The 12,977-nt window shown below is 69.3% G+C and carries 12 protein-coding genes; 6 read left to right on the top strand and 6 right to left on the bottom strand.

Annotation, left to right across the window (positions count from 1 at the left end):
- Positions 1–87: 87 nt before the first annotated feature.
- From ACFUCU_RS05145 to ACFUCU_RS05135, 3 genes are all read left to right on the top strand, one after another.
- Positions 88–1,200: an alcohol dehydrogenase catalytic domain-containing protein gene (locus ACFUCU_RS05145; protein ID WP_377971127.1), complete on the top strand. Its 1,113-nt coding sequence runs from the start codon at positions 88–90 to the stop codon at positions 1,198–1,200.
- A gap of 101 nt (positions 1,201–1,301) precedes the next feature.
- Complete coding sequence (locus ACFUCU_RS05140) at positions 1,302–2,771, top strand: peptide MFS transporter (RefSeq protein ID WP_377971125.1); 1,470 nt, start codon at positions 1,302–1,304, stop codon at positions 2,769–2,771.
- Between the two features lie 5 nt (positions 2,772–2,776).
- The gene (locus ACFUCU_RS05135; protein ID WP_377971123.1) at positions 2,777–3,655 is read left to right on the top strand and encodes a phosphotransferase; all 879 of its coding nucleotides are present in this window, start codon (positions 2,777–2,779) and stop codon (positions 3,653–3,655) included.
- Here the strand turns inward: ACFUCU_RS05135 and ACFUCU_RS05130 are convergent.
- Positions 3,645–4,115 carry a DUF4190 domain-containing protein gene (locus ACFUCU_RS05130; RefSeq protein ID WP_377971121.1) on the bottom strand — a complete coding sequence of 157 codons (471 nt, stop codon included), beginning with the start codon at positions 4,113–4,115 and terminating at the stop codon, positions 3,645–3,647. The genes ACFUCU_RS05135 and ACFUCU_RS05130 overlap by 11 nt on opposite strands.
- A gap of 172 nt (positions 4,116–4,287) precedes the next feature.
- Here ACFUCU_RS05130 and pgm point away from each other — a divergent pair, with 172 nt between their 5' ends.
- Positions 4,288–5,961, top strand: a complete 1,674-nt coding sequence (gene pgm, locus ACFUCU_RS05125) for a phosphoglucomutase (alpha-D-glucose-1,6-bisphosphate-dependent) (RefSeq protein ID WP_290257038.1) — start codon at positions 4,288–4,290, stop codon at positions 5,959–5,961.
- A gap of 100 nt (positions 5,962–6,061) precedes the next feature.
- On the opposite strand, the gene ACFUCU_RS05120 is transcribed toward pgm, so the two are convergent.
- From ACFUCU_RS05120 to ACFUCU_RS05105, 4 genes are all read right to left on the bottom strand, one after another.
- The gene (locus tag ACFUCU_RS05120) at positions 6,062–7,237 is read right to left on the bottom strand and encodes a GGDEF domain-containing protein (protein WP_377971119.1); all 1,176 of its coding nucleotides are present in this window, start codon (positions 7,235–7,237) and stop codon (positions 6,062–6,064) included.
- 102 nt (positions 7,238–7,339) lie between these two features.
- Positions 7,340–7,924 (bottom strand): hypothetical protein, encoded by a 585-nt coding sequence (locus tag ACFUCU_RS05115; protein ID WP_377971117.1) that lies wholly within the window; start codon positions 7,922–7,924, stop codon positions 7,340–7,342.
- A 20-nt stretch (positions 7,925–7,944) separates the two neighbouring features.
- The gene (locus ACFUCU_RS05110) at positions 7,945–8,550 is read right to left on the bottom strand and encodes a malonic semialdehyde reductase (RefSeq protein ID WP_290257041.1); all 606 of its coding nucleotides are present in this window, start codon (positions 8,548–8,550) and stop codon (positions 7,945–7,947) included.
- 140 nt (positions 8,551–8,690) lie between these two features.
- Complete coding sequence (locus tag ACFUCU_RS05105) at positions 8,691–9,452, bottom strand: phosphotransferase (RefSeq protein WP_377971115.1); 762 nt, start codon at positions 9,450–9,452, stop codon at positions 8,691–8,693.
- Positions 9,453–9,648: 196 nt separating this feature from the next.
- On the opposite strand from ACFUCU_RS05105, the gene ACFUCU_RS05100 reads away from it, so the two are divergent.
- Positions 9,649–11,154 (top strand): DUF222 domain-containing protein, encoded by a 1,506-nt coding sequence (locus tag ACFUCU_RS05100; RefSeq protein WP_377971113.1) that lies wholly within the window; start codon positions 9,649–9,651, stop codon positions 11,152–11,154.
- Positions 11,155–11,379: 225 nt separating this feature from the next.
- On the opposite strand, the gene ACFUCU_RS05095 is transcribed toward ACFUCU_RS05100, so the two are convergent.
- Complete coding sequence (locus ACFUCU_RS05095; RefSeq protein WP_377971111.1) at positions 11,380–12,186, bottom strand: GNAT family N-acetyltransferase; 807 nt, start codon at positions 12,184–12,186, stop codon at positions 11,380–11,382.
- Between the two features lie 60 nt (positions 12,187–12,246).
- Between ACFUCU_RS05095 and ACFUCU_RS05090 the strand changes: the two genes are divergently transcribed.
- Positions 12,247–12,921, top strand: coding sequence for a class I SAM-dependent DNA methyltransferase (locus ACFUCU_RS05090; RefSeq protein ID WP_377971109.1), 675 nt, complete (start codon positions 12,247–12,249; stop codon positions 12,919–12,921).
- Positions 12,922–12,977: the final 56 nt, after the last annotated feature.

Raw genomic sequence — 12,977 nt, 5'->3', positions numbered from 1 at the left:
GAGCCGCGGATTTTCCCGGCCGCCCCCGCCTGCGGTTTACTGGAGCGGACACGGCCACTGGCGGCCCCGACGACGGAAGAGGGATCGATGAAGATCACCGGAGCAGTGCTTGATGAGATCGGCCGGTCCCGCCCGTTCGCGGAGTCCAAACCCATCAGCATCGCGGACCTGGAACTTACCGGCCCCGGCCCCACCGAAATCCTGGTCAAGCTTGAGGCCGCGGGCATTTGCCACTCGGACCTCAGCGTCGTGGACGGGAACCGGGTCCGGCCCGTGCCGATGCTGCTCGGCCACGAGGCGGCCGGACGGGTGGTGGAGGTCGGCGCCGAGGTCACGGACCTGGCGCCCGGCCAGCGCGTGGTGATGTCCTTCTTGCCGCGCTGCGAACAGTGCGAAAACTGCGGCGCCGACGGCCGGCTCCCCTGCACCGCCGGTTCCAAGAGCAACAACGAGGGCACCCTGCTGCACGGCAGCCGGCACCTGAGCCGGGACGGCGAACCGGTCCACCACCACCTCGGCGTCTCCGGCTTCGCCAGCCACGCCGTGGTCGACCGCGCCTCCGCCGTGCCCGTGGACGACGACATTCCCGCCGACATCGCCGCCGTGCTTGGCTGCGCCGTCCTCACGGGCGGCGGGGCGGTCCTGAACGCCGCGAAGCCGCGCCCCGAGGACAGCGTGATGATCGTGGGCCTGGGCGGCGTCGGCATGGCCGCGTTGATCACCGCCGTGTCCCAGGGGATCTCCCGCATCATCGCCGTTGATACGCTCCCGGAGAAGCTGGAACACGCCCGTCGCCTCGGAGCCCACGAGGCGTACGCCCCGCAGGAACTGTCCGAGTTGGGCGTGAAGGCGCGCTTCGTCATCGAGTGCGCCGGCAGCGCGCGCGCCTTCGAGACCGCGTTCGCGGCCACCGCCGTCGGCGGCACCACCGTCACGGCCGGCCTGCCCGCCCCGGACGCTCTCGCGCACCTCTCCCCGCTGACCATCACGGCGGAGGCCCGGACCATCGTGGGCAGCTACCTCGGCTCCGCGGTCCCGGCCCGCGACATCCCCACCTACGCCCGGCTCTGGCGGGAGGGCAAGCTGCCGGTGGAGGAGCTCATCACCTCGCGGATCAGCCTGTCCGGGATCAACGAGGCCATGGACCAGCTGGCCGACGGGAAGGCCGTGCGGCAGGTCATCCTGTTCGACGCCGACTAGCGGATCCACGTGCGGAAACATCGCGAAACACCCCGGTATTGACTTGCGCCGGGGCCTTTCCGAATGTGACAATCCCGGGCTGCGGTGTCAGCATTAAGTAAATGAGCACAACTCATTTAGCTGATCCCCCCGCGACTACGCCGGGCGACACCTCCTTCTTTGGCCACCCGAAAATGCTGGCCAGCCTCTTCTCCGTAGAAATGTGGGAGCGTTTCTCCTTCTACGGAATGCAGGGCATCCTCCTGTACTACATGTACTTCTCGGCCACCCAGGGCGGCCTCGAGATCGACAAGGCCCTCGCCGCCAGCCTGGTTGGCGCGTACGGCGGCGGCGTCTACCTCTCCACCATCCTCGGCGCCTGGCTCGCCGACCGGCTCTTCGGCTCCGAGCGGGTCCTCTTCGGTTCCGCGATCATGATCATGGCAGGCCACATCGGCCTGGCGCTGATCCCGGGCATCCCCGGCCTGATCACCGGCCTGGTGCTGGTAGGCATCGGCTCCGGTGGCCTGAAGGCCAACGCCACCGCGCTGGTGGGCAGCCTGTACCGGGAAAAGGACGAACGCCGCGACGCCGGCTTCTCCATCTTCTACATGGGCATCAACACCGGCGGCCTGATCGGCCCGCTGGTGACCGGCTGGCTGCAGGAAAGCCAGGGCTTCCACTGGGGCTTCGGCGCGGCCGCCATCGGCATGGCGATCGGCCTGGGCATCTACGCCATGGGCCGCGGTAAGCTCCCGGCCGAGGCGCACCGCGTCCCCAACCCGCTGCCGGCCACCCATCGCACCCGCTACGGCCTGATCTTCGCGGCGATCGTCGTCGTCATCGCCCTGCTGCTGGGCACGGGCGCGGTGAACGCCAACAACCTGGCCATGTCCATGGCCTATGCAGCGATCGGCGCCTCGGTGCTGTACTTCGTGCTGATCTACAGCAGCAAGAAGGTCACCACGCTGGAGCGCGGCCGCGTGACCGCGTTCATCCCCCTGTACATCGCCTCGGCCGCGTTCTGGGCCCTCTTCCAGCAGCAGTTCACCTTCATCGCCGTGTACTCGGAGGAGAAGCTGGACCGGAACCTCTTCGGCTGGGAAATGCCCGCCGCCTGGGTCCAGTCGATCAACCCGGTGTTCATCATCATCTTCGCCGGCGTCATGGCCGCGCTGTGGACCCGGCTGGGCCGCAAGCAGCCCGGCTCGGCACTGAAGTTCTCCATCGGCCTGTTCGTGATGGGCCTGGCGTTCCTGGCGTTCATTCCGCTGGCAGGCGGCGGAAAGACCCCGCTGCTGGCGCTGATCGGGATTCTGTTCCTGTTCACCCTCGCGGAGCTGTTCCTCTCCCCGATCGGCCTGTCCGTGACCACCAAGCTGGCCCCGCAGGCGTTCCACACCCAGATGGTGGCGCTGTTCTTCCTGTCGGTGTCGCTCGGAACCACGGTGGCCGGCATCCTCTCGGGCCTCTACAACCCGGACGATGAGCTGCCGTACTTCATCGGTGTCGGCGGAACCGCGATGATCCTGGCGGTCGGCCTTGCGGCGGCGTCCCCGGCCATCAAGAAGCTCATGGGCGGCGTACGCTAGGCCGAATGAGCACCCCGCATCGCCCGCCGGTTGAGGCGCGCGTCTACGTCCCCGCCCCCGGCGAGACGTGCGACGTCGAGCTCATGCCGGCGGGCGATGTTACTGAGGGGGTGGTGCGGGTCGGCGGGACCATCCGTCGGCCGCACCAGTCCCAGAGCCTCGCCGTCGCGGCGTACCTGGACTGGCTGGAGGACGCAGGGTTTGACGGTTCGCCGCGGTTCCTGGGCCGCGACGCCCAGGGCCGGGACGTGCTGACCTTCCTGCCGGGGGCGTGCGCCGGGGCCGAGCCGGAATCCTGGGTGCAGTCCGAGGAGCTGCTGGCCTCCGTGGGCCGGCTGGTCCGCCGGCTGCACGGGGCCTCCGCCGGCTTCGTCCCGGACGCCCACCCCTTCCCGGACCGGCCGTTCCCTGTTCCTGATTCCGGCGCCACTGCCTCCGCTGCCGCCGACGGCCCGGTCCTCGTGTGCCACCTGGACGTGACGCCGCAGAACGTGGTGGTCCGGGACGGCCTGGCCTTGGGGCTGGTGGACTTCGACCTGGCCGGTCCCGCCACCGCCCTGCGCGATTCATACAACGCCGCGATGCACTGGGTTCCGCTGCGTGCCCCCGAGGACGTGTGGCCCGGCTGGGCCGACACGGACCCCTTTCGCCGGCTCCGCATCTTCGCCGACGCCTACGGCTGGACCCCGGAAGAACGACGCCGGGTGCCCGCCCTGGGCATCGAGGCGGCGGAGCTGAGCTACGGCCGGATGCAGGAGCGGGCCCGGACGCTCGGCGGCGGCTGGGCCAGGATGTGGGATGAGGGCGTGGGCGGACTGATCCTGCGCCGGCGCGACTGGCTGGAGGCCAACGCCGGGCGGCTGCTGGAGGCCCTTAGCGGGTAACGAAATCCGCGTTGGAGAAGGCGACACCCAGGACGATGACCACCAGCAGCGTGATGGCGATCGCGATGTAGCCGAGGACCAGTCCGGCGATGGCCAGGCCGCGGCCGCCCGGTTCGCGGAGCAGGGCCAAGTGCCCCAGCAGCACGGCGGCGAGCTGCGGGAGCAGGAAGAAGCCCAGGCCCAGGAAGGCCGCGATGCCGCAACAGAGGCTGGCGATGCTGAGGCCCTTCGGGGCCGCGGGCACCGGGTAGTAGAGCGGCTGGCCGTAGGCGTCGACGGCGGGAGGCTGCTGCCGGACGCCTCCCCGGTAGTCCGGGGGGCCGTAGGCGCCGGGGCCATAGGCTCCCGGAGGCGGGCCGTAACCGCCGGCGGGGCTTCCCTGGTGGGGCGCGGACGGCGGCATCGGCGGGACCTGACCGCGGTAGCCGCCGTCGTACCCGGGCCCGGTCTGCTCGGTCATGGCACTCCCCTTGTTGACGTGTGTTCGTCCAGCGTACCGCCGCGATGCCGGCGCGGGCGGCAGCAGTTCCCGCCGTCACCCGCGGCCGCCCCGCCGTCGTTTACGCCGTCACCCTCGGCCGCATTGCGACCAAACCGTGCCACCGGGCCCGCGGTTCTGGCATGCTGGAGCCATGGCTAGCCGCGCGGGCACAGTTGCCCAACCCCAGGACCTTGTTGACCTCACAGCGCTCCTCGACGCGTACTACGACGTCGCGCCGAACCTCGAAGACCCCGGCCAGCGGGTGGTGTTCGGCACCTCCGGCCACCGGGGCTCCAGCCTCAAGGCCTCGTTCAACGAGCCGCACATCCTCGCCATCACGCAGGCAATCGTGGAATACCGCGCCGGGCAGGGCATCACCGGCCCGCTCTACCTGGCCAAGGACACCCACGCCCTGAGCGAGCCGGCGCAGAACTCCGCGCTGGAGGTCCTTGCCGCCAACGGCGTGCACGTCCTCATCGACGCACGCCACGGCTACACGCCCACGCCGGCGCTCAGCCACGCGATCCTGACGCACAACAACAAAGCCGCGGCCGGGGCCCCGCAGGCCGACGGCATCGTGGTGACCCCCAGCCACAACCCGCCCGGCGACGGCGGCTTCAAGTACAACCCCCCGCACGGCGGCCCGGCGGACACCGACGCGACCGGCTGGATCGCCAACCGCGCCAACGAGCTGCTCGAGAACGGCCTCCGCGGTGTCAAGCGGGTTCCGATCGCCGAGGCGATGGCGGCCGGCACCACCGGCAAGTTCGACTTCCTCTCCAGCTACGTCGACGACCTGCCCTCCGTCCTGGACCTGAACGCCATCCGCGATGCCGGCGTCCGGATCGGCGCGGACCCGATGGGCGGCGCCTCCGTGGATTACTGGGGCGAGATCGGTGAACGCCACCACCTGAACCTGACCGTCGTGAACCCCACGGTCGACCCGCAGTGGGCCTTCATGACGCTCGACTGGGACGAGAAGATCCGAATGGACTGCTCCTCCCCCGCCGCCATGGCGTCCCTGATCCAGCGGATGGGAGCGGGCGCGGACGGCGCCGCCCCCTTCGACATCGCTACGGGCAACGACGCCGACGCCGACCGCCACGGCATCGTGACGCCCGTCGTCAACGGCCGGGGCGGGCTGATGAACCCCAACCACTACCTCGCCGTCGCCATCGACTACCTGTACCGGCACCGCACCGGCTGGAACCCCCAGTCCGTGATCGGCAAGACCCTCGTCTCCTCCTCGATCATCGACCGGGTCGCCGAAAGCCTGGGCCGGAAGCTCGTGGAGGTACCGGTGGGCTTCAAGTGGTTCGTCCCCGGGCTGCTCTCCGGCGAGGGTGCCTTCGGCGGCGAGGAATCCGCCGGTGCCTCCTTCAACAAGATGGACGGCAGCGTCTGGACCACCGACAAGGACGGCATCCTGCTGGCCCTGCTGGCCTCCGAGATCACCGCCGTCACGGGGAGCTCGCCGTCCGAGCTGTACAAGGGCCTGACCGACCAGTTCGGGGACCCCGTCTACGCCCGGATCGACGCGGCCGCGACCCGCGAGCAGAAGGCCGCCCTTGGCAAGCTCTCCTCCTCGGACGTCAGCGCGACGGAACTGGCCGGCGAGACGATCACCGCAAAGCTGACCGAGGCCCCGGGCAACGGTGCGGCCATCGGCGGCCTCAAGGTGGTCACGGAGAACGCCTGGTTCGCGGCGCGCCCGTCGGGTACCGAAGACGTCTACAAGATCTACGCCGAGTCCTTCAAGGGCGAGGAACACCTCAAGCAGGTCCAGGCCGAGGCGAAGGCGCTGGTGGACTCGGTCATCTCCTGACCCGTTCCCCGGGGCGCTGCGGCGCCCCGGTCCTGGCGTGCGCGTCCGCTTCGGCGGACGCTTGGGCGCTGCGGCGCCCCGGTTTCCTGACCCGGCCCGCTCAGACGGTGCCGGCGGTTTCTTCCTCGCGGAGGGTGGCCGCCAGCACCGACTGGTCGCGGCCCTGGGTCTTGGCGCGGTAGAGCGCAGCGTCGGCGCACTCCACCAGGGCCTTCAGGTCCGCCCGGCCGGTCCCGGTGGCAGTGATCCCGTAGCTCACTGTGGGAAGCCTGGCCTCCACCCGAGGCTGCTTCTCCTGCAGCCGCCTGCTGATGGCGGCGGTCATGTCCTCGGCGCGCTCGGGGCTCACGCCGGGCAGGAGCAGGATGAATTCCTCGCCGCCGTAGCGGCCCACCAGGTCGGTGGAGCGGACAGATTCGGTACACGCCTCCGCGAATGCCTGCAGCGCCACGTCGCCGGCGGCGTGGCCGTACCGGTCATTGACGGTCTTAAAGTGGTCAAGGTCGGCCAGCACCAGGGCGGCAGGCGTCCGGGCGTTGCTGAGCCGGCGAAGTTCCTCGGCCGCGAGGTCCATGAACGCGGTCCGGTTCAGCAACCCGGTCAGGCCGTCCATCGTCGCCCTTGACCGGAGGTCACGGGTCAGCTGCTCGTTGCTCAGTTCCACCATGGTGAAGGAGGCCACCACCAGGACCATCGTGGTCAGGATGGTGGTCACCACCGAACCGAAATACGTTTCGAAGACCGGGCTGTTCGGCCCCTGCAGCAGGAACACCACCAGGCGGCCGACGTAGAAGACGGTCAGCAGGGCGGAGCCGTAGGCGAGCGGCCGGTGAACGCGGGAGTAGTCGACCTCGAGGAGGAAGAGCTCCCGCGAGGACAGCCCCAGCATGAGTGCCATAAAGCCCAGCATCACTGGTCCACCGGACCAGTTGTTGGTGGCCGGGCTGTCGAAGATGGATACCAAACCGGTGAGAACCGGACCTGCGATCAGATACCAGATTTTGGGACTGGTGTAGCGCAGCGAGCGGGCCCCCGCCCACATAGCCCCCGCGCCGCCGACCAGCAGGGTGTTCCCGAGCGGGTTGGCCCACTCCTGATGCACGGTTCCGTCCAGCAGGTAGGAGGCGGAGCCTGTTAGGAACAGCAGCAGCGCGGAACACCACCACGCGCTGTAGGCCGAGCGGGTTTTGCGGTATGTAATGAAGAAGAAGAGGAAGAGCAGCGTCAGCGTGACGACGGCCAAGGAAACTCGCAGGGTCGACGTATCAAGCACCATCCGCTTTTTCTCCCGCCAGCACCCGGTGACCCCATTTCAGCGGTGTCAGACTCCCCATGTGCCCCCAGTATGGCACCCCGGGATAAAAATGAAGAGCTTCATTCACAATGTGGCATCCCACAGCGTCAGGACCTTGCGGGAACTGTGGGTTCCGCCCGGTGCCATGTCCACCAGCGCGACCCGGTCGAGTACCAGCCGGCCACCGGTCTTCAGTAGTCTGGCGCCCTGGTGGGAGACGTGGGGGCGGTAGCCGGACCGGGTGTAGGCACTGGTGGCGACCCGCCCGTGCAGCGATTCGACGATGTCGAGCAGCCCTTCGTGCAGCTGCTGCAGGCGCTCGTTGGGTTCGATCAGGGTGACCGGGATGGAGCCGTTACGGCCGAAGCTGGCCGGTTCCCCGGCCGTGAGGACCTCACCGAGCGCGGCGCGCACCACCGGGTCCATCCGCCGGGCGACCTCGTCCGCCAACGGGTCGGCCTCCTGCGGGCCAGTCTCCGGACTCCCGGACGCCGAGGGCGCCGCGCCCGATGCCGGGGCCCGGTACCCGCCGTCGTCGTCCTTTGCCTCCGCAGGCGGGTCCGCGACGTCGAAGCGCACCAGGGTGATGTGCAGGGGCCACGCGTCGCGGGCGAAGACCTGCCCCGCACTGACGGGTTCTACGAAGACGACGGCCACCAGGTTCCGCATGGGCCCAGTCTGCCACCGAGCTAGACGGTGCGGACGACGTCCTCGTAGGCGAACTTCGGCTTCGGGGCACCCCAGGCGTTCTCGGCGGGACGGCCGATGTTGACCACCATGAAGCTCTTCTGGCTACCGTCGGGGAAGAACGAGGCGTCAATCGCGGCGAAGTCGGCGCCGGTCATGGGGCCCGCGGAGAAGCCGAGGGAGCGGACGGCGAGGATGAAGTAACCGGCCTGCAGGTGGGCGTTGTTGTTGCCCGTGGCGGCGGCGAGGTCCGGGGAGGCGTCGTACATGGCCTTCGGGGCGTTGTAACCGGGGAGGAAGGCGTCCCACTGTTCGTGCCAAGCGGTGTCGGTGCTGAGGATGGCGACCAGCGGAGCGGAGGCGGTCTTGGCGCGGTTACCGGCGGACAGGGCGTCAACTAGCGTGGCGCGGGCCTCGTCCGAGCGGACGTAGGTGATGCGCAGCGGCTGGGAGTTGAAGGCGGTGGGGCCGAACTTGGTCAGTTCGTAAATGGCGCGGGCCTGCTCGTCGGTGACCTCGCCGGTGAAGGCGTTAGCGGTGCGTGCCTGGGCGAAGATGGCGTCTACCGCCTCGGCGTCGATTACTGCTTCTTCGTGGGCGATGGTCATGTGCGTCTCTTTTCCCTGGTCTGCGTTGCTGCTTCCCGGCCCGGTCCGTGCGTTGTCCGTGGATTTCCGCGCGTTGTCCGTGCATTGGGAGCGCTGCTGTCCTAGGAATTAACCGGCGCCTTCACCGGCCGCTTCCCGCCTCAGGGCGTGAGATCAGCCACATCCGACGCCTGTGCGCGGGCGAACATCCGGGCGCTGTCCCGGCGGTAGCCCGCGGCATGCTCGTGCAGTTCCGTGCGTCCGGTCTCGACGGCGCGCTGGTCGGAGTACTCCGCGAGTTCCAGCAGCCGCCGGCCGAGGGTTTCAAAGATGTCGGCGTGGGCGAAGGGCTGACCGTAGGCCTCGATGAGATCGTCCAGCCGGCCGGGCTTTTCCTCCTCGGCGGGTTCCCCGGAACCGGTCCCCTCGATCAAGGGCACCAGCTGATAGGCCAGGTAGGCGACGTCCCAGATGCGGGGACCGGGAGAGGCGGCGTCGAAGTCGAAAGCCCCGGTGAGTTTCCGGTCCCGGAAGACCATGTTGTAGGGGGCGAAGTCGTTGGCGCAGACCACCTCTGCCGGTTCGTGGGTGGCCAAAAGCCAGGGCCGGCTTGTGTCCGCGAGGTGGGCTCCGGCGTCGTGGATTTTCCGCAGCATGGTGGCGGCGTCGCGGAGGATGTCCGGGTGCCAGATCCAGGCGGGGAGTGGGTAGCGGACGACGTCGCCCGGCACGAACGTGAGGATCTCGCGGCCCTGCTCGTCGAGGCCGAGCGCTTCCGGGACGTTGGTGACGCCGCCGGCGTGGAGGGCGTGGAGGAAGTCATGTACCGCGGGTGTCCATGGACCGGTGTTGCGGCGGACAGTGTCCACCACGCGCACCACGACGCTCGAGTTGCCGCCGTCCAGGACCTCTTCATTCTCCACCGGACCAATCTATGCGGTTCCGGGGCTTGGTGCTGGTTTCTGGTGGGCGGGCGGGGCGGGCGGGCTTGGCTGCCCCGGTTGGCGGGCGGGCTTAATTGTCAGAGGTCGGCGGCAGGCTTAACCCATGAACGCAACGGCTGCAGTTTCGTTTCTACCGGTCCCCGGACCGGTCGCTGGCGGGCGCGGCGGTGTTGCATTGGGGGGTATCGCCGCCTCGCTGCGGGAGGTCTGCGCGGCGGCGGTCGACGACGCCGGGGTGCTGGGTTTCGCCGAGGCGGCGGCTTTCGCCGGGGACGTGGAGGAGCTCGCCCGAGCCGTGGAGTTCCTGCAGGTTGTTGCCGCGGGTGCGGTCGACCGAACGCGCGCTCGAGCGGCGATATCGGCAGCATCCACGCGCGGCGGCGCGGGGCTGACCGGTGAGGACGAGGCCGGCGGAACAGGCGCCGCTCTGAAATCCACGGTCGCTGGGCCGGTGGGTGACGGGTATCGGCGGACCACGGACTTCCTCCGCGATCGGTTGCGGATCAGTACCGCCGAGGCGCACCGTCGCCTGTGCCTGGCCGGGGACCTGCTGCCCCGGGTTGGGCTGACCGGCCAGCCAATCCCAGCCGTTCACGAGGAACTGGCCGCAGCATTCGCGGAAGGGGAGGTCCCGTCCCGGTCCGCGACCATCATCACCCAGGCACTGGACCGGGTCCGGGTTATGGCCGATAGCGCCACCGTGGCCCGGATGGAAGAAGCCCTCACCATGGTCGCGGCGGTTCACGACCCGGACTTCCTCACCCGGGTCGCCCGCCGCTGGATCGACGGCCTCGACCAGGACGGCACCGAACCCACCGAAGAACTCCTCCGCCAGTTACAGGGCGCGTTCATCCGCCGTCCCCGGCACGGTCTCCAGCACCTGGAAATCTTCGCGACCACCGACCAGTTCGAACAACTCCTCACGGTCATGAACACCGCCACCAACCCCCGCACCGGAACCAGTCAGGTTGCAGGGACACCGGCCGGGGCCGGGGACCCGTTCGCCGCCGAACCCGGCGTACCCGACGAGCGGCTGGACCTCCGGACCCGCCCACAACGGCTGCTCGACGGCGTGGTCGCCGGCTCCAAAATCTCCCTCGCCTCCGGCGGCCTGCCCGCTACCGGAGGCCTCCGGCCCCAAGTCCTTGTCACCATCGACTACCGCGACCTCCTCACCCGTCTCACCACCGGCGCCGGGGCTGCCGACGGCGGCACCGCTAGCCACGTGCGGAACGAGCCCGGAACCGGGCCCCTCGGGTTGGCCGGGACCGGGACGCTGGCCTTCACCGGACCCGTCACCGCCGCCACCATCCGCAAAATCGCCTGCGACGCAGACATCATCCCCGTCCTCCTCGGCAGCGAGGGCCGCGTCCTGGACATCGGCCGGACCAGCAGAATCTTCCCACCACACATCCGCAAAGCCATCACCGCCCGCGACAAAGGCTGCACCTTCCCCGGCTGCACCATCCCCGCTCCCTGGTGCGAGGCCCACCACATCGACTATTGGTCCCGCGGCGGCCCAACCAGTACCGACAACGGTGTCCTGTTGTGCTCACACCACCATCACCTGATCCACAAAGAACAATGGACCATCCAATCCCGGGCCGGAACCCCTTGGTACATCCCGCCACCCCACCTCGACCCCCACCAAAAACCCCGACAAAACCACTACTTCACATAGTGAAGGCAGACCGGACGGGCGCGGACGGTATGGAGCGTCACGCCGATCTACAAGGCACTGACTCGAGAAGGGCGCGCCGCAGAAGCAACTGCCTGCGTGGGCAGAGGCTGCGGTAACGGCGACGGCCACTTGCGGCGCACGGACTCCGCTGAAGCCCGGCGGTCAGTCCGAGGGCAAGGAGCCACCAACTTGGATTTCCTCAGGCCGAGGCAGCCTCCTCGGTCATCAGTTCCCGTCGGCTCCGGACGAACGCCGCCAGAGATACGGCGTCGTGGTCGACACCCGGACCAGTCCGGAGCGTTCCAGGATGGGACGCGAAAACTCGGTCGAGTCGCTGTGGATGAGCGTCTTGCCCAGGTCCAGCGCCGCACGCGCCCGGGCGGCGGTGACAGCGCGGTAGATGCCCCGGCCGCGCCATTCCGGCCGGGTTGCACCACCCCAGATGCCGGCGAAATCGGTTCCGGGGACGGGTTCCAGGCGCCCGGCGCTGATGATCATGCCGTCGTGTTCGGCCACCCAAAGCTGCATCCCGTCCTCGCTGGCCGCGCGGCGCAACACCGCCTCGGCGTTGCCGTCAGAGGCCGGACTGCCGAAGACCTCGTCCTGCATGGCGCACATCGCCCGGATGGCCGGCTCGTCGGACACCTGCTGGACGGTCACACCCGGCGGGAGGTCGACGTCGGCCGCCAAGCCGCTGGCCGCGCCGATCATGATCGACTCAGTCTCGTCGGCCTCCAGACCGTTCTGGAGAAGCGCCTCATGCAGGCCGGGGGCGTGATCGTGGCCGCGGGTCTTCCACTCGAACCGGTCAATCCCGGGTTGGGCGCGGTAATACTCGACGGTCTCCGCCACCCACCCGGCGATCGCCGGCGCATCTGCCCCGTCCAGATCCCGGTAGGTCACGAACCCCCGGCCGCCGGAAAAGGTGACGAGACGCAGCGGACCCAACCGTTCGACGGCCACGGCACTTGGGGTTTCGGCGTCGGTGCGAAGCTGCTGGTCATAGGCCGCGAGGAGCTCAGTCGTCGTCATCGGGCCCACGATACAGCGGCATCGCCGGGCGGCACTGTCATGCCGCGGTAGGCTCGGGCCATGCCGGAGCCCGCCGATCACGCCGCCGTCCGGTCCGCATATGACACGGTGGCTGAAACCTACGCCCGGGTCCTGCCGGACCTAGGCTTCGAATCCGCCGAAGATCTGGCCATGATCCAGCGCTTCGTAAAGGATGTCGGCGCCTCGCCGGACCGAAGCGTGATCGACGCCGGCTGCGGCACCGGCCGGCTCGCCGCCCACCTCGCGGGCGCCGGGCTGAACGTCACCGGCGTCGACCTCTCACCGACCATGGTCCGGGTGGCCGGGCGTCTGCACCCAGGAATCGAGTTCGCAGCGGGCGAGCTCACCGCACTGCCGGCCGACAATGGGTCCGTGGACGGCGTCGTGGCCTGGTATTCGATCATCCACCTCGAGCCCGGCGACATACCGGCCGTCGCCCGCGAGTTCGCGCGGGTCCTCCGGCCGGGCGGCGCCGCGCTGGTCGCTTTCCAGGCCGGAAGCGGCTCCCGCACCGTGACGCGCGCGTACGGGCACGACGTCGTGCTCCGCGCCGAACTGCACAACCCCGGCGACGTCACGCGCAGCTTCGCCGCCCACGGCTTCGCGCCGCTGGAGCAACTGCTCCGGCCGCCGAGGGAGTCGGAGAAGCAGCCCCAGGCCGTGCTCCTTTTCCACAAAGACACCGGACCGCAGCCACGGACCGCCGCCCGCTGACGCCGTCGCGGTAAAGTGTCACCCGGAAGATTCCTTCCCAGCCCCGCGACACCCTT

Source organism: Arthrobacter sp. NPDC057259, assembly GCF_042668995.1.
Lineage (GTDB): Bacteria > Actinomycetota > Actinomycetes > Actinomycetales > Micrococcaceae > Arthrobacter.
This window is presented reverse-complemented; position numbering and strand designations above follow the sequence as displayed.

Excerpts from the sequence above, each read along its gene's own strand:
- ACFUCU_RS05145 (WP_377971127.1), top strand. The coding sequence starts at position 88 with ATGAAGATCACCGGAGCAGTGCTTGATGAGATCGGCCGGTCCCGCCCG.
- ACFUCU_RS05140 (WP_377971125.1), top strand. The coding sequence starts at position 1,302 with ATGAGCACAACTCATTTAGCTGATCCCCCCGCGACTACGCCGGGCGAC.
- ACFUCU_RS05135 (WP_377971123.1), top strand. The coding sequence starts at position 2,777 with ATGAGCACCCCGCATCGCCCGCCGGTTGAGGCGCGCGTCTACGTCCCC.
- ACFUCU_RS05130 (WP_377971121.1), bottom strand. The coding sequence starts at position 4,115 with ATGACCGAGCAGACCGGGCCCGGGTACGACGGCGGCTACCGCGGTCAG.
- pgm (WP_290257038.1), top strand. The coding sequence starts at position 4,288 with ATGGCTAGCCGCGCGGGCACAGTTGCCCAACCCCAGGACCTTGTTGAC.
- ACFUCU_RS05120 (WP_377971119.1), bottom strand. The coding sequence starts at position 7,237 with ATGGTGCTTGATACGTCGACCCTGCGAGTTTCCTTGGCCGTCGTCACG.
- ACFUCU_RS05115 (WP_377971117.1), bottom strand. The coding sequence starts at position 7,924 with ATGCGGAACCTGGTGGCCGTCGTCTTCGTAGAACCCGTCAGTGCGGGG.
- ACFUCU_RS05110 (WP_290257041.1), bottom strand. The coding sequence starts at position 8,550 with ATGACCATCGCCCACGAAGAAGCAGTAATCGACGCCGAGGCGGTAGAC.
- ACFUCU_RS05095 (WP_377971111.1), bottom strand. The coding sequence starts at position 12,186 with ATGACGACGACTGAGCTCCTCGCGGCCTATGACCAGCAGCTTCGCACC.
- ACFUCU_RS05090 (WP_377971109.1), top strand. The coding sequence starts at position 12,247 with ATGCCGGAGCCCGCCGATCACGCCGCCGTCCGGTCCGCATATGACACG.